Genomic DNA, 14,903 nt, shown 5'->3' on the forward strand with positions numbered 1-14,903 from the left:
GGATGGCTGCTCCCATCAAATTCGGCGTCGGTCAAAGCGTGCTGCGCAAGGAGGATGACGCGCTCATCCGCGGCAGGGGCCGCTACACCGACGACCTCGCGCCGCAGCCGGCGATGCACGCCCTGGTGCTGCGCTCGCCGCACGCGCATGCGAAGTTCACGATTGATGCCGGTCGCGCCCGCGGCCTTCCCGGCGTGGCGCTGATCCTGACGGCCGCTGACATCACCGATCTCGGCGACCTGCCATGCCTGTTCAATTTCGAAGTCGATCCTTTCACCGGTCCGCCTTACCCAATCCTGGCGAAAGACGAGGTGCGTCACGTCGGCGATGCCGTGGCCTTTGTCGTGGCTGACACCATCGACCACGCGCGCGACGCCGTCGAGGCGATCGAGGTCAATTGGTCGCCGTTGCCGGCGGTCGCGGGTGTTGCCAATGCCGTGAAAAAGGGCGCGCCGCAGGTCTGGCCGAACAAGCCCGGCAACATCCTGTTCGACGTGCCGGTCGGCGACAAGAAGGCGACGGAAGAAGTCTTCGCGAAAGCGCATGCGGTCGCCGAAATCTCCATCGTCAATCCGCGCGTGGTCGCAAGCTTCATGGAGACGCGCGCGGCGCACTGCGAATACGACGCCAAGCGGGATCATCTGACACTGACCGTCGGCAGCCAGGGCAGCCACCGGCTGCGCGACGTCCTGTGCCAGAACGTCTTGAAGATTCCGGTCGAGAAGATGCGGGTCATCTGCCCCGATGTCGGCGGCGGCTTCGGCACCAAGCTGTTTCCGTACCGCGAATATGCACTGCTCGCGGTAGCTAGCCGCAAGCTGAAGAAGACGGTGCGTTGGGCGGCTGACCGAAGCGAGCATTTCATCGGCGACGCGCAAGGCCGCGACAACGTCACCACCGCGCGGATGGCGCTCGCCGAGGACGGCAAATTCCTCGGTATGGACGTCGATCTGATGGGCGACATGGGGGCGTATCTCTCGACCTTCGGGCCCTACATCCCGCATGGCGGCGCCGGCATGCTGCCGGGGCTCTACGACATCCAGGCCTTCCACTGCCGCGTCCGCACCGTGTTCACCCACACCGTGCCGGTTGACGCCTATCGCGGCGCGGGCCGGCCAGAGGCGGCTTACGTGGTCGAGCGGCTGGTCGACGCTTGCGCGCGAAAGCTCGGCATGACGCCGGATGCGATCCGCAAGAAGAATTTCATCCAGCCGAAAGCGCTGCCCTACAAGACGGCGACCGGCAAGGTCTATGATTCCGGGGATTTCGCCGCGCATATGAAGCGGGCGATGGAGGTCGCGAACTGGAAAGACTTTCCCAAGCGCGCCAAGCTCGCGAAGAAGGCCGGCCTCGTGCGCGGCATCGGCATGTCGAGCTATGTCGAGATCTGCGGCACCATGGGCGACGAGACAGCCAATGTTCGGCTCGATCTCAACGGCGACGTCACCGTCCTGATCGGCACCCAGTCGAGCGGGCAGGGCCATCACACCGCGTATGCGCAGATCGTCGCCGAGCAATTCGGGCTGCCGCCGGAGCGCGTCCACATCCATCAGGGCGACACCGACGAGATCAAGACTGGACTTGGCACCGGCGGCTCCGCGTCGATCCCGACCGGCGGCGTCTGCGTCCAGCGTGCTACGCAGGATCTCGGCAAGAAGCTGAAGGAGCTCGCGGCTGAAGCGCTGGAGACGAGTGCCGGCGACCTCGAGATCAATAACGGCGTGGTGCGCATCGCCGGCACCGACCGTTCGATCAGCTTTGCCGACGTTGCCAAGCGCGCGGGCTCCGACACCGGAAAGCTCAACGGCAGCGCGACCTTCAACAGCGCCGACGGCACCTATCCCAACGGCACCCACATCGCGGAAGTCGAGATCGATCCGGCGACCGGCATCATCAAGATCATCAACTACGTCATCGTCGACGATTTCGGCGTGACGCTCAATCCGATGCTGCTGGCGGGCCAGGTCCATGGCGGCGTCACGCAGGGCATCGGCCAGGCGCTGATGGAGCAGGTGGTCTATAGCCCGAGCGACGGCCAGCTCATGACCGCGACCTACATGGACTATGCGCTGCCGCGCGCGGCGGACGTCTCGTCAATCCACTTCGAGACCCACAATGTGCCCTGCAAGACCAATCCGATGGGCGTGAAAGGCGCGGGCGAGGCCGGCGCGATCGGTTCGTGCCCGGCGGTCGTCAACGCCATCATCGAAGGCCTTTGGCGCGAGTACAAGATCGACCATATCGACATGCCCGCGACCGCCGAACGGGTCTGGATCGCGATCCGCGAGCACCAGCGCCGGCATAGCCTTTGAGAACAATGCCGGGAATAAACCACGATCGCAGGGTTATAAGAACGAAGGCGCCGCGGTCCGTTTGAAACGGACCGGTCCGTTGCCTGTACGCAGCGGAGACGGAGAGTTCGCCGATGAAAAAAGTGGTGGTTGTCGCGGGAGCGTTGCTGTTGGGGTCGAGCACGGTGATGGCCGACCAGAAGCTCGCGGTCGAGCAGGACAATTTCATGCGAGGGATCGGCAAGGCAGTCTACGTGACCATGCTGAAAATGAGCAAGGGCGAGTTGCCCTATGACCAGGCGGCGGTCGATGCGGCGCTCGCCAAGCTCGAGACCGACGTTCCCAAGATCCCGACCGTGTTCAAGACCAATCCGAAGGAGCAGGTCGTCAACGCGAGCTTTGGAGCGTCGAAAAAGATCTGGAAGAACAAGGCTGATTTCGATTCAAAGGTGAAGCCCGTGACCGAGGCGGTTGCCGATCTGAAGGGCAAGATCAAGGATCAGGCCAGCGTCAAAATGGCGTTCGATACGCTCAACGACAAATGCAATGCCTGCCACGAGACCTATCGGCTCAAGCTGAAGTGACCGCGCGAGTGAGACCGTGAGCCGCGATCTGATCCCGCGGCAAAATGAAAAGAGGCGGATGCGTTGCGCATCCGCCTTTTTCACTTCAGGAGAAGAAAGCGGTTACTTCGTCACTTGCCCGCGGATTTCACCGCCGGGATTAGCCTGGGTATGCACGTTGACGTAGTACTTGCCGGCGGTAAGGTCGGTGGCCTGCGCGTCGGTCAGCGTTGCGCTGCCTTCAACCGGGCTCTTTCCGGCGTTCGGAATGGCGACGGCGACACCGGCGTTCTTGCCTGCTTCCGCCGGCCCGTGGAAGTGGGCTGCAGTCGCGGGGCCGGTGAGGCCGGAATAGGTCACCGTCCAGCTCAGCTTCTTGGTGGCGGGGTCATAATTGATATCAGCAGTGCCGGTGGCGGCGGAAGCGTTCGGCGGCACTTCGGACTTGGCGTTCAGCGTCGCCTTGTATTTGTCGGCAAAGGCCGGGCCCGCCAGGGCGACGGAAGCCGCAAATGCGAGGGTTGCGAAAACGATCTTGGTCATGGCTCTCTCTCCCTGTTGACGTCTCACGACGACACCCGATCAACACGACGATTGCGGATTTATTCCCGAAATCGCCGCATTCACATTAAGACTTTCGGCCATCTTATGGCTGGAGCGGCGAACGGACGAGCCGTAAGGTACGCGCGTCGATGACGGTTGGGTGATGCTGCGACGAATTTTCCTCTTGCTGATCGCCGCTGGCCTCGCCGGGCTAGCCCTTTACGGCTGGCTCACCGCCGTGCCAGCACCCTTGACGCTTGCCGCCTACACGCCGAACCCCGCGAACGGGGAGACAATCTTCAACGCCGGCGGATGTTCCTCCTGCCACGCGGCGCCGAACCAGCCCGACCGGACGCGGCTGGGGGGCGGGCTTGCGATTCCCTCACCCTTCGGCACGTTCTACGCACCGAATATCTCGCCCGATCCCGATGACGGCATCGGGCGCTGGAGCGAGGCGGATTTCGTCAACGCGGTGAAGCGGGGCATCTCACCTGCCGGGACGCATTTGTTTCCGGCCTTTCCCTACACCTCCTATGCCCACGCGACGGTGCAGGATGTGCGCGATCTCTTCTCCTATCTGAAAACCCTGCCGAAGGTTTCCGGCAAGGTACGCGACCATGATCTGCCGTTTCCGTTCAACATCCGCCGCAATATCGGTGTCTGGAAATTGCTGTTCTTTGACGGTCACCTGTTCATTCCCGACCAGTCGCGCCCGCCGTCATGGAATCGCGGCGCGTATCTCGTCAACAGTTTTGGTCATTGCGTGGAATGCCACAGCCCGCGCAATTTCCTGGGGGGCATCATCACGAGCCAACGCTTTGCCGGCGGTCCCGATCCCGAAGGCGAGGGCTGGGTGCCCAACATCACGCCCAAAGGCATCGGCGAATGGAGCCAGCAGGACATCGCTGATTATCTCGAGAACGGCGTGACGCCGGATGGCGACAGCACCGGCGGCTCCATGGTGCCCGTGATCAAGAACACGTCGCGGCTCAGTGCAGCCGATCGCAGCGCGATCGCGGAATACCTGAAAACGCTGCCGCCGGTCGAAGGCCCGAAGCCGCCGCAGAAGAAGAAGCCGGAGGCGGGTTGAGGGTTGTGTACCCATAGTCGGGTGCGCTCATGCGAGATCGTGATGTCCGCTCTCCCATCAGAAAGCGCAGATCGGCGGAGCGCAAGGCCATGTCCGCTGTGGGAACATCAGGAGGCATCGGTCTCTTATTCAATCACTTCGTCGGCACGGGACATGATCGTCGACGGGACGGTGACGCCGAGACGTTTTGCAGTCTTGTCGTTGACGGCCAACCAGAACTTGGTCGGCAATTCAACCGGTAGGTCGGCTGGCCTACTGCCTTTCAGAACTTTGTCTACAAAGTCAGCGCAGCGACGGTAAAGCGCGTTCAAGTCCGCGGAGTAAGCGAGCAAGCCGCCCACCCTGGTGAAGGTCGACGTCGGCGCAGCCGCCGGTAATCGAAATTTCAGTGCCAGATCGGCAATACGTTGGTAGCGACGGCTGGGCCAGCACAGCATCGGCCGGCCACTTGGCGATTCCCTCAAAGTCGCTCTCAAGTTCGCCCGCGGATCGCACCATGACCACCTTGATTTCCATCTTCAGCGAACTGGCCGCAGCTTGGGTATGCTTCAGGAACAGGACGTGGAACGGATCATTGGCATTGGCGAGGATGGCGACACGCCGGGCAGAGGGCAGTGCCTCGCCAATCAATTCCATGGTCTTCCCGGCAAGTTCGGCGGTAGCGCCACTTATGCCGGTGAGGTTGCCGCCGGGGTGGTCAAGACTTGCTATGAGACCGGTTTCAACCGGGTCCGCAGCCTCCATGACGATTGGAATTTCTATCGTGACTTTTTTCGCCGCAGTAGCAGCCGGCGTTTGAAAGGCAACGATGACGTCGACTTTGCGCTCGACCAACTGCGCTGCCTGTACCGCTAGTTCGGCCGCCTTCCCGCCGGCGGAGTGCACCTCGAATTGAATATCCTGCCCTTCCCGGTATCCGAGGTCGTGCAGCTCTTCCCGCAGTCCCTTGATAAACGGCGCGGGATCGGGATTGCCCAGCACCAGAACACCAATCGTCCTCATGCTGCCTTGCTGCGCGAGCACGCGCGGCGGCAAAAAGGCTATCGCCCCTGCACCAAGCGCAATGAATTCACGTCGCCTCATACCCTCTCCCCCTCAAGTCGTGAACGTACCACATCCCACGAAAGGGAATTATGCTGCAACACACCAAAGCGCTCAGCCAGCCGCTCGAAGGAGAGGTCATTCCGCTGCTAGCGTCCGGCAAACGCCTTGAAGGTGATGATCGTGAGCGTGTCCTGGATGCCCGGAATGACCTGCACCTTCTCGTTCACGAAATGGCCGATGTCGGTGTCCTTGTCGACATAGAACTTCACCAGAAGATCATAGTGGCCGGCGGTGGAGTAGATCTCGGACGCGATTTCCGCTTCGGCAAGCGCATTGGCGACGGTGTAGGACTGGCCAAGCTTGCATTTGATCTGGACGAAGAAAGGGACCATCGAAGGCGTCTCCGGGAGCGCGATTGGAACCCAATAGGCCAAATTTGGGGCGGCAAGGCAAGCCGGCTTGCTCGGGTTGGGAGGGCGCGTTAGGACAAGCCTTAAGGAAAGCTCATGACCACGCCCGTCGCGTTCACCATCGCAGGCTCGGATTCGTCCGGCGGAGCCGGCATCCAGGCCGACCTGAAGACCTTTGCCGCGCTCGGCGTCTATGGCGCCTCCGCGATCACGGCGCTGACCGCGCAAAACACTCAGGAAGTGACCAGCATTCATGCCGTGCCGCCGGAATTCCTGCGCGCGCAGATCGATGCTGTGTTCTCCGATCTCGATGTCGGCGCCGTCAAGATCGGCATGGTGGGAGAGCTTGCCGGGATCGAGGCGATCGCGGCGGCACTCAAACACTGGTCGCCGAAGCATGTCGTGCTCGATCCCGTGATGGTCGCAAGCTCGGGCCGACGGCTGCTGGCGCAGGACGCGGTCGAGGCGCTCAGGACAAAGCTCATTCCGCTCGCAACCATCATTACGCCGAACCTGCCGGAGGCGGCGGCACTGTTGAACGAGCCGGTCGCGGTGGGCGAGGCCGCGATCGAGGCGCAAGGCGAGCGGCTGCTCGCGCTCGGCTGTCCTGCCGTGCTGATCAAGGGCGGGCACGGGCAGGGCAGCGAGAGCATCGACACTCTTGTCCATGCCGGAGCCACGCTCGCGCTCGCGGCGCCGCGCGTGGCGACGGAAAACACCCACGGCACCGGCTGCTCGCTGTCGGCGGCGATCGCTGCCGAGCTTGCCAAAGGTACAGCGCTGGAAGCCGCCGTCCGCAACGCCAAGACTTTCGTCAGCGCCGCGATCGCCTCCGCCGATCGCTTCACTATCGGCCACGGCCACGGACCGATCCATCACTTCCACCGCTTCTATTGACCGGCAAGCCAGCGATAGCGAGGAAGCTCCAGCCTGTCGGCGATCTCCCTGCCGATCGCGAGCTTCGCAAGGCCGGGGATCGCAAACGCCCGAACGACCTGGTTGCGGATAAACAAGCCCGTCCGCGTTTTTGGTGCGAACGCACCGGCGAAGTTCTCGGCGGCTCTTTGCTTGGCGTCCATATAGTCGCGCAACGAGGTTTCATACCTGCCGAACGCTTCCTCATAGCGCCCATCCGCGGCCGCCAACTCTCCCGCCAGCACATAGGCCGAGATCATGGCAAGCGCCGACCCTTGTCCGGCCAGTAGCGAGACGCAGAAGGCGGCATCGCCGATCAGCGCCACGCGGCCTCGCGTCCATCCGCTCATCCTGATCTGGCTTACCCTGTCGAGGTAAATCGTGTCGGTGCGCTCCAGCGCGGCCAGGATCTGCGGAGCTTCCCAACGCGCGTCGGCATAGATCTTGCGCAACAGCGCCTTTTGCTCTGCTAGGGTTACGGGCGGCGCGACATCGGAGGCTAGAAACACGAACAGAAAGAGCGTGCGGTCGTCGTGCAGGGTGAAACGCCCGATCATGCGGCCCGGTTGACCGTAGATCAGATAGACGTCGTCATCGCGTGGACGATATGCATCGGCTTCGAAGGCCGCGACCACATAGCCCAGATGTTTCTCGAATTGCGCGGATGGACCAAATGCAAGTTGGCGCACCGCGGAGTGCAGGCCGTCGGCCCCGATGACGAGATCGAACCGGCGTTCGCCGCCGTGTCTCAGCCGCGCCCAAACCCCGTCCGCCTCTTCACGCAGCCCGGCAATTTCGTTGCCGAAGAGGCATTCGACAGAACCCCTGATCTTCTCGAACAGCAATCGGGAGAGCTCGCCGCGCGGGAGCGTGACATAGCGACCGCCGGTCAGCTCGGTGAAAACCCTGGTTCCGAACCCGGCGCGGCGCCGACCGGCGTCGTCCACGATCCGCGTTTCCTTCACGCGATAGCCGACGCGGTTGATCTCTTCGATCAGCCCCATTCTTTCGGCGATGTCATATCCGAGGCCCCAGAAATCGATGACATAGCCGCTCGTGCGGATACGGGGCGCGCGTTCGATCAGTGTCGGCCCAAAGCCGGCAGCGCGCAGCCAGAAGGCGAGCGTGGGGCCTGCTATTCCAGCACCTGAGATCAGAATCGTTTTCATTTTGGATGATCAAACGGGCGGGTGACTTGAGCGCACGGCGGAGCCGGAGGCATTTTGGCCCGTCAAAATACCAACGCGCGCCGCGGGTGCAAGTTGCAGACGGTCAAATAAAGCTGATCGCACGCGCGTCGCGCGATGCGGGCGCGATCATTCGATCCGGAGCTCACCAGCGACACTACTTGCCCTGGTTTGCCTGCACCTTCTGCTTCCAGAGATTCCAGACGCGGTCGATGACTGCGAGATTGATCGAGTCGGCTTTCAGCCCTTTCTCGGGGCTGAGATAGGTGATCTCGCTGCCGAGGGCGATCGCCTGGGATTCCAGGCGCGCGTCGACATCGGTGTAATAGGCGCGAAACACCGCGATCTTGACGTCGGGCCCGACGGTGACGTCGCCGTGCCCGCGCATCAGCACGACCGGCTTGTCTCCAAGCGTCCGCGCCAGCGAGTTGCCGATGCCGTTGTCGCGCACCAGCATGTCGGTTGCGCCGAACTCGTGAGCGATGTCCCAGACCGGCGCGCCGCCCGCGAGGAACGCCGCGTTGTGAAACACCGCACGCAACGGCGTCTTGCTTACCGAGAACGGTATGACGCCCGGCGAATGCGAATGCACGACGCTCATCACGTCCGGGCGGGCCTTGTAGATTGCCGCGTGGATGAAGCGCTCGAGGAAAACCGAGCGTCCCCGCGCATCGATGGGGTTGCCATCGAGGTCGAATTCCATGATGTCGTCGGCCGTGATCAGGGCCGGCGCCAGCGACCGCGACATCAGGAAGTGCTTCGGATTGTTGGGATCACGCGCGCTGACATGGCCGAAGGCGTCGAGCACGCCGAACTCAGCGAGGATGCGGCTGCCGACGACGATGTCCTCCAGTAGCGCCGGCGGGACGTTGAGAGGCGGGGCGGTCTGCGCGCGCACGGATCCACCCGACAGGGAGACGAGCAGACCGGCGATAGCGAAGACGGCGCGGCGGAACATTCTGCGGGTCGTCCTTGCTGGAGGGCGGCTCAGGCAGCTTTGCGATGACGTTACCCCAGGGGCGTGGGCTTGCGGAAGTGGAATTGCGCGGCAGCAATCCCCTCGCGCAGGATAACACCCCGCTGCGGATTCGGCGAAACGGGCTGAAATTATCCGGACTTCAGGTGAAGCCGCCGATGAGTTGCGCCGCCGATGGCGACCCGAGAAGAGACGGCTTCCTTACAGCAAGCTTACAAACGACAGCGCGGCGATGCCTAGCAATCGCGGCGATTGCTTTCCGATCTGTTTATCTTTTCTGATTAATCAAATTGCACCCGTGCCCACACTCGAGCAGGGGGAAGTTGGAAGAAGCCCCGCCGTGTTCTCAGCACGGCGGGGCGATTTCTGTGGCGGGCCCACGCTTTTGATTAGGCCGCGCGGTTCGCGCCGATGGCGCGCAGCAGGAATTCGCGGATGGTCTGCGCGATCGCGCGCGCATGCGTCTCCAGCGCGAAGTGACCGGTATCGAAGAAGCGGACGATGGCGGCCGGGTTGTCGCGCTTGAACGCCTCCGCTCCGCCCGGCAGGAAGAACGGATCGTTCTTGCCCCACACCGCGAGCGTCGGCGGCTTGTGGGTGCGGAAATAGTCCTGGAATTTCGGGTACAGCGCGACGTTGCTCTTGTAGTCGCCAAAGAGGTCGAGCTGCACGTCGTCTGCGCCGGCGCGCGCCAGATAGAAGTTGTCGAGGTTCATCCCATCCGGCGACACGGTCGTCGGGTCTGCAACGCCGTGGGTATATTGCCAGCGCGTCGTTTCCGGCTTGAGGAACGCGCGCAGTGCATCGCGATTGGCTTGCGATGGCTCCTGCCAATAGGCGCGGATCGGATTCCAGCCGTCGCTCAGTCCCTCCTCATAGGCGTTGCCGTTCTGCGAGATGATCGCGGTGATCCGCTCCGGATGCCGCTTGGTGAGCCGGAAGCCGGTCGGCGCGCCATAGTCGAAGACATAGACCGCGAAGCGATCAAAGCCGATGACTTCGGTGAAGCGCTCGATCACGCCGGCGATATTGTCGAACGTGTAAGTGAACTTGTCCCGCGGCGGCATGTCGGACTGACCGAATCCCGGCAAGTCGGGAGCGATGATATGGAAATCATCCGCGAGCAGCGGGATCAGGTCGCGGAACATGTGGCCCGCGCTCGGGAAGCCGTGCAGCAATAGCAGCTTTGGCGCGCCCTTGCGGCCAGCTTCGCGATAGAAGATTCCAAAACCATCCACATTGGCTGTGTTGTATTTGACGCTCGACATGGCGTTTCTCCTGCTTGTGATCGATAACTTCTCGGGTCGTGTTTGAGGGGTTGATATCGTAACCTCTTGGATTGGTATTATGAGGTTATGATTTCGCGACGTGCTTGATGGCTTCGACGATGATGTCGGCGACCACGCGCGGCGAAGTGACAATGGGCGTGTGATCGACCGCATGTGTCCGCACCGTCGCCTTCATGCGCTCGGCCATGAAGCGTTGGGTTTCGGGGGCGATCATTCGGTCGTCCTCGGCGATCAGGAACCAGCTCGGTACGTGCTTCCAAAGCGGACGGCCGGCAGGGACCGTGATGCAAGCCGGCGAGATCGGCCGCTGCACGGCGGCGAGCACTGCCAGATCTTCGTCGGAGGCGTTCTGGGCGAAAGCTGACTTGAAGGCTTCGTCGGGCAGCCAGATCAGTCCGTTGGCATCCGGCGCTAGCTTCGGGGCCTTCGGATGCGGCGGAAGGCGATAGAACATTTCGGCAACCTTCTCGCCCTCGTCGGGCGCCAACGCCGCGACATAGATCAGCGCCTTGACCCGCTCTGATCTCGCTTCGGCAATCACCGCGCCTGCATAAGCGTGGCCGACCAGCACGATCGGCCCATCAACGCGATCGATGCTGCGATCGACGGCGGCGGCGTCGTCTTCAAGCGAGGTCAGCGGCAGCGGCGCCGCGATCACATTCACGCCATCCGATTTCAGCGCCGCAATGACCCGCGCCCAGCTCGATCCGTCCGCCCAGGCACCGTGCGCCACCACAACAGTGATCTTCGCCATCTTCTCCTCCCTCGGATTGGTCATGCTTACGTAACCTGTTAAATCTATATTTGGTAGTTATGATCGTCAAGCAGTAACTTGTCAAGTGCGATTTTATAGGTTACATATCCTCATTACGGGCTGACCCTTGGACCGCCCGAGAGAGGTTGCACCGGTGGACAGGCATTCGCCCGCGATCTTCATCGCGGATTCTCTTGGTCTCGATTTTCTCAACTCGGTGGCGACACCGGCCGACACCGCGATTGACTGGATCGAGGACGGTGAGGGGCTTTTGAACTGGCTGGCCCAGGCTGGACTTGTTCCCTCCGATACACTCGACGAGATCAAGGCGCGCGCATTGCCGGGCGAATTGGACAAGGTCGCCGACCAGGCGCGCTCTTTTCGCGAGTGGTTCAGGAATTTTGTTCGCACGCATATGGGCCGCCCGCTGACGCCCAAAGCGCTCCGCGAACTGGAGCCGTTAAATCGGCTGCTTGAACGCGACGAGACCTTCAAGCAGCTCGTGCCGCACCACGATGCAGAGAGCCGTCACGGCGAACGTTATCTGGAGCTTCGGGCCATGCGGCGATGGAAATCGCCGGAGTCACTGCTGCTGCCCATCGGTGAAGCCATGGCGCAGTTCGTCTGCGAGGAAAATTTTACGGACGTGAAGGCGTGCGAGGGCGTCGGCTGCACGCTGATGTTCGCCGACCACACCAGGAGACGGGCGCGTCGGTGGTGCAGCATGGCGCTCTGCGGCAATCGCGCCAAGCAGGCTGCGCACCGCAATCGGCTCAAGACGAAACGCTGAGGGCAGATCAACAACAAAGCAAACCAACAAAAAGGAGACCAATCATGCCTGCGCTTCCCCTGATCGTCTTCGACGTCAACGAGACCCTGCTCGATCTGGAGACGATGGAGCCGACGTTCCAGCGCATCTTTGGCGACAAGAGTGCGATGCGGCTCTGGTTTGCCAACTTCATCATGTATTCGGCGGCGCTGACGGTCGCGGGATGCTACGTACCGTTCACCGATATCGGTGCGGCCGTGATGAAGATGCTGGCGGATACGCGCGGCATTGGGATCAGCGAGGCCGACAGGCGCGAGCTGGCCGAGAAATTCTCGACCATGCCGCCTCATCCCGAGGTTCCGGCCGCGCTCCGAAAGCTGAAGACCGCCGGCCTTCGGCTGTTCACGCTCACGGATAACCTGCTCGAGGTGCAGACGCGCCAGCTCACCCAGGGCGGCATCGTCGATCTGTTCGAGCGGCGGTTTTCTGCGGACGGCGTCAAGCACCACAAGCCCTCGCGCGAGGCCTATGCTTATGTCGAGCGCGAGCTTGGGGCCAGGCCTTCCGAGTTTTGCCTGATCGCCTGCCACACCTGGGACACGCTCGGCGCGGTTGCCGCCGGCTGGGAAGCCGCGCTGATCAAGCGTCCGGGCAATGACGTCCTGGGGGTGGGTCCTCAGCCGCAGATCGTGGGCCGCGACTTGAATGATGTCGCCGATCAGCTCATTGCGCGGCGCAAGCGGTGAGCGGCTGAGGCGCGATGCGCGTCAGGTCGAACGCGTCGCGCCTCGTCCCATCACAAAGCCTTCAAGGCTCCGCAGCCTCTGCTTCGCGAGCTCGCGGTGCAACTCACGGATCCTCCGCGACTCGTCCACAAAGGTCTCGAAAGCGGCTTGCGCGAATTCGCTCTGAAGCTCAAACGCCCGGTTGAGGGAACGCGCGCCTGCAAGCTGCTCGAAAAACGAGGTGGTCTGCTCGAAGGACTTCTTCGTGTAGCTGCCATAAGCGTCCGTGATGGCCTGAACGCTGGCCGCGACGGGTTCCGACGCCGCAGGCTCGCGCGGGGAGATGTCCTCCGCGGGCGTGAGGGCCGGAGCAGGCTCGCTTGAGACCACCGGCATCTCCGCTTGTTCCCGTGCTTCGAGCACAGGTTCGCTCGCTTCCGGGAGCGCGCGCGATGCCGCCTCCGGTTGTTGACTCGGTTTTTGACTTGGTTTGCGCCGCCGCTTCTCGGCTTTCTTGCCGGGAAGCTCTGCCTTCCCGTTGATCTGGCCTGATCCAGCGATCGGCATATGTTCGTCTGCGCTCACCATACTCGGATTGCCCCGTCGTTTCGAATCAAGCCACAACCTTCCGCCATGTTTGCGCTGGAATAGCGATCCTCACTTGTCTCCGGCACGGCACTCTTGTGTCGAGATTTCGAAGCGGGAACAAGCGCTTGCCCGACGGGCAGATACACGCAAATCGGGCCCGACTTTGCGTGGGAGAGGTGAACCTCAACGCCGTTCCAGTGGACATAATCTCATCACCCTCTGGGGCTCGGCATGACAAGGCAGCCTGGAAGGTTCCTGCTCGGCGTATTCCTGTTCTGCGTCACGATTTCGGGCGCGCGGGCGGAAGACACTGCGCTCGCGCTCGCACTCGGCAACGCCACAAGGGTGGTGGTGGCGCGTGCCTTCGAGACGGTGATGATCGGCGATCCCCTGGTCGTCGACGTTCGCATCGACGATGATCGCTCCCTGGTCATCAACCCGCTTAACCCCGGCGTCACGAATCTCATTCTTGTCGACGCCAGCGGCATCGTGACAGCCAACATCAGGGTGTTGGTGTGTGCGGCGCGGTCGCATGCCTGCGACGGACGCGCTCCACCCGGCAATGCGGACGTGGAAAAGCCGGAATCGATCAGGCGGGACGTGCGAGGGCGTACGTCGTGAGCCGCGGAAGTTGACGATGTGAGCCTGCACATTTTGTTCAGGACTGATGCACTTTTCCGGTTTAAAGCCGAAATTTGCGCGAATGTCTGGCGTGGCGCTACTATTGACGCGTGGTCACAAGGGCAGGGCGGCTACGGCTCCTCAAGCGCGCGAATGGCATTGGATCTGCGGCAACTCGAATATTTTCTGCGCGTGGCGCAGCGCAAGAACATTTCACTCGCCGCCACCGACCTTGGCATCGCGCAGCCGACCCTGACCAAGAGCATCAAGCTGCTGGAGGAGCAGCTTGGCGTGCAGCTTTTCGAGCGCCTGCCGCGCGGCGTGGCGCTGACACCATTCGGCCAGACGATGCTGCGCCACGCCGAAGCCGTGCATGTTCAGATGAAGGACGCAGGCGAGGAGATCGCCGCCCAGCGCAGCGGCACGACCGGAAGCGTCGTCATCGGTGCCGGCCCGACCTGGTTGCGCCGCTACCTTCCGACCGCGCTCTCCGGCACCATCGCAGCGCATCCCAGCGTGCGCATCCGCGTCGAAGCCGGCTTCGACGAGGCCTTGTTTCGCGCGCTGAGAAGGGGCGAGCTCGACCTCGTCGTGGCCGAAATTCCGTCTGCCGAGGACCGGCAGGACCTCGAGACCATGACGCTGACGTCCGATCGTCTCGGCGTCTGCTGTCGTCGCGGTCACCCCCTTGCCAAGCGGCGGCGGGTGACCATGCGCGATCTCCTGCAATACCCCTGGATCAAGCCGCCGCATTCGACCCGGGCGCACCGCCGGCTTGACGCATTTTTCGTCGCGAGCGATCTGCCGCCGCCGAAGAGCGTGCTCGAAAGCGGATCGGTCGCGCTCCAGCTCAACGTCCTGCGCCAATCCAACGCACTGGCAAGCACAGTATCGAAGACGCTCGAAACCCCTGAAGGCAAGGGCCTCACGATGCTCAACGTCCCGGGCCTAGCGTTGTCGCGTGATGCGGGCGTCATTACCCGGAAGGGCGGCTGGCTTTCGCCTGCTGCCAGCCATGTCATCAGCGAATTGAGGGCGGTTTGCGCGGTCGAAGCTCGCGGCCAGAAATCCAATCCATAGCTTTTGGCTATGCCGGATGCATGAAAAGCTCTTTGTAAGAATACCGGAATCCTGTTTT

17 protein-coding genes are annotated in these 14,903 nt (G+C 62.5%); 8 read left to right on the forward strand and 9 right to left on the reverse strand.

The window, feature by feature from the left end:
- Positions 1-2 precede the first annotated feature (2 nt).
- Together VKR55_RS00700 and VKR55_RS00705 are read left to right on the forward strand one after the other, a co-directional pair.
- Positions 3-2,312, forward strand: coding sequence for a xanthine dehydrogenase family protein molybdopterin-binding subunit (locus VKR55_RS00700; protein ID WP_324398869.1), 2,310 nt, complete (start codon positions 3-5; stop codon positions 2,310-2,312).
- Positions 2,313-2,425: 113 nt separating this feature from the next.
- Positions 2,426-2,875, forward strand: a complete 450-nt coding sequence (locus VKR55_RS00705) for a cytochrome c (RefSeq protein WP_324398870.1) — start codon at positions 2,426-2,428, stop codon at positions 2,873-2,875.
- A gap of 102 nt (positions 2,876-2,977) precedes the next feature.
- Here the strand turns inward: VKR55_RS00705 and VKR55_RS00710 are convergent, their stop codons facing one another.
- Positions 2,978-3,397, reverse strand: a complete 420-nt coding sequence (locus tag VKR55_RS00710; RefSeq protein WP_324398871.1) for a CHRD domain-containing protein — start codon at positions 3,395-3,397, stop codon at positions 2,978-2,980.
- A gap of 163 nt (positions 3,398-3,560) precedes the next feature.
- Here VKR55_RS00710 and VKR55_RS00715 point away from each other — a divergent pair, with 163 nt between their 5' ends.
- Positions 3,561-4,487, forward strand: a complete 927-nt coding sequence (locus VKR55_RS00715) for a c-type cytochrome (RefSeq protein ID WP_324398872.1) — start codon at positions 3,561-3,563, stop codon at positions 4,485-4,487.
- A 125-nt stretch (positions 4,488-4,612) separates the two neighbouring features.
- Here the strand turns inward: VKR55_RS00715 and VKR55_RS32990 are convergent, their stop codons facing one another.
- From VKR55_RS32990 to VKR55_RS00725, 3 genes are all read right to left on the reverse strand, one after another.
- On the reverse strand, positions 4,613-4,882 hold the full coding sequence (locus VKR55_RS32990; protein WP_414642276.1) for an ABC transporter substrate binding protein: 270 nt from the start codon (positions 4,880-4,882) through the stop codon (positions 4,613-4,615).
- A complete protein-coding gene (locus VKR55_RS00720; protein ID WP_324398873.1) occupies positions 4,770-5,570 on the reverse strand; it encodes an ABC transporter substrate-binding protein in 801 nt (266 codons plus the stop codon). Before VKR55_RS00720 ends, VKR55_RS32990 begins: the two co-directional genes overlap by 113 nt.
- Before the next feature lie 107 nt (positions 5,571-5,677).
- Positions 5,678-5,923, reverse strand: coding sequence for an Lrp/AsnC ligand binding domain-containing protein (locus tag VKR55_RS00725; RefSeq protein ID WP_324398874.1), 246 nt, complete (start codon positions 5,921-5,923; stop codon positions 5,678-5,680).
- A gap of 114 nt (positions 5,924-6,037) precedes the next feature.
- On the opposite strand from VKR55_RS00725, the gene thiD reads away from it, so the two are divergent.
- Positions 6,038-6,838: a bifunctional hydroxymethylpyrimidine kinase/phosphomethylpyrimidine kinase gene (gene thiD / locus VKR55_RS00730; RefSeq protein WP_324398875.1), complete on the forward strand. Its 801-nt coding sequence runs from the start codon at positions 6,038-6,040 to the stop codon at positions 6,836-6,838.
- Here the strand turns inward: thiD and VKR55_RS00735 are convergent.
- The 4 genes from VKR55_RS00735 to VKR55_RS00750 all read right to left on the reverse strand — a co-directional run bounded on the left by VKR55_RS00735 (position 6,832) and on the right by VKR55_RS00750 (position 11,086).
- Positions 6,832-8,025, reverse strand: a complete 1,194-nt coding sequence (locus VKR55_RS00735) for an FAD-binding domain (protein ID WP_324398876.1) — start codon at positions 8,023-8,025, stop codon at positions 6,832-6,834. The genes thiD and VKR55_RS00735 overlap by 7 nt on opposite strands.
- A 175-nt stretch (positions 8,026-8,200) precedes the next feature.
- The gene (locus tag VKR55_RS00740) at positions 8,201-9,001 is read right to left on the reverse strand and encodes a class II aldolase/adducin family protein (RefSeq protein WP_324398877.1); all 801 of its coding nucleotides are present in this window, start codon (positions 8,999-9,001) and stop codon (positions 8,201-8,203) included.
- Positions 9,002-9,408: 407 nt separating this feature from the next.
- Positions 9,409-10,287, reverse strand: coding sequence for an alpha/beta fold hydrolase (locus tag VKR55_RS00745; protein ID WP_324398878.1), 879 nt, complete (start codon positions 10,285-10,287; stop codon positions 9,409-9,411).
- 85 nt (positions 10,288-10,372) lie between these two features.
- Entirely contained in the window at positions 10,373-11,086 is a 714-nt protein-coding gene (locus VKR55_RS00750) for an alpha/beta fold hydrolase (RefSeq protein WP_324398879.1), read from the reverse strand.
- A 130-nt stretch (positions 11,087-11,216) separates the two neighbouring features.
- Here VKR55_RS00750 and VKR55_RS00755 point away from each other — a divergent pair, with 130 nt between their 5' ends.
- Together VKR55_RS00755 and VKR55_RS00760 are read left to right on the forward strand one after the other, a co-directional pair.
- Positions 11,217-11,852: a CGNR zinc finger domain-containing protein gene (locus VKR55_RS00755; protein ID WP_324398880.1), complete on the forward strand. Its 636-nt coding sequence runs from the start codon at positions 11,217-11,219 to the stop codon at positions 11,850-11,852.
- Between the two features lie 44 nt (positions 11,853-11,896).
- The gene (locus VKR55_RS00760; protein ID WP_324398881.1) at positions 11,897-12,577 is read left to right on the forward strand and encodes a haloacid dehalogenase type II; all 681 of its coding nucleotides are present in this window, start codon (positions 11,897-11,899) and stop codon (positions 12,575-12,577) included.
- Between the two features lie 21 nt (positions 12,578-12,598).
- Here the strand turns inward: VKR55_RS00760 and VKR55_RS00765 are convergent, their stop codons facing one another.
- On the reverse strand, positions 12,599-13,180 hold the full coding sequence (locus VKR55_RS00765) for a phasin family protein (RefSeq protein ID WP_324398882.1): 582 nt from the start codon (positions 13,178-13,180) through the stop codon (positions 12,599-12,601).
- A 195-nt stretch (positions 13,181-13,375) separates the two neighbouring features.
- On the opposite strand from VKR55_RS00765, the gene VKR55_RS00770 reads away from it, so the two are divergent.
- A complete protein-coding gene (locus tag VKR55_RS00770; RefSeq protein WP_324398883.1) occupies positions 13,376-13,765 on the forward strand; it encodes a pilus assembly protein N-terminal domain-containing protein in 390 nt (129 codons plus the stop codon).
- 153 nt (positions 13,766-13,918) lie between these two features.
- Positions 13,919-14,845 carry a LysR family transcriptional regulator gene (locus VKR55_RS00775; RefSeq protein ID WP_324398884.1) on the forward strand — a complete coding sequence of 309 codons (927 nt, stop codon included), beginning with the start codon at positions 13,919-13,921 and terminating at the stop codon, positions 14,843-14,845.
- Positions 14,846-14,903: the final 58 nt, after the last annotated feature.

Source organism: Bradyrhizobium sp. (assembly GCF_035309285.1).
Classification (GTDB): Bacteria; Pseudomonadota; Alphaproteobacteria; order Rhizobiales; family Xanthobacteraceae; genus Bradyrhizobium.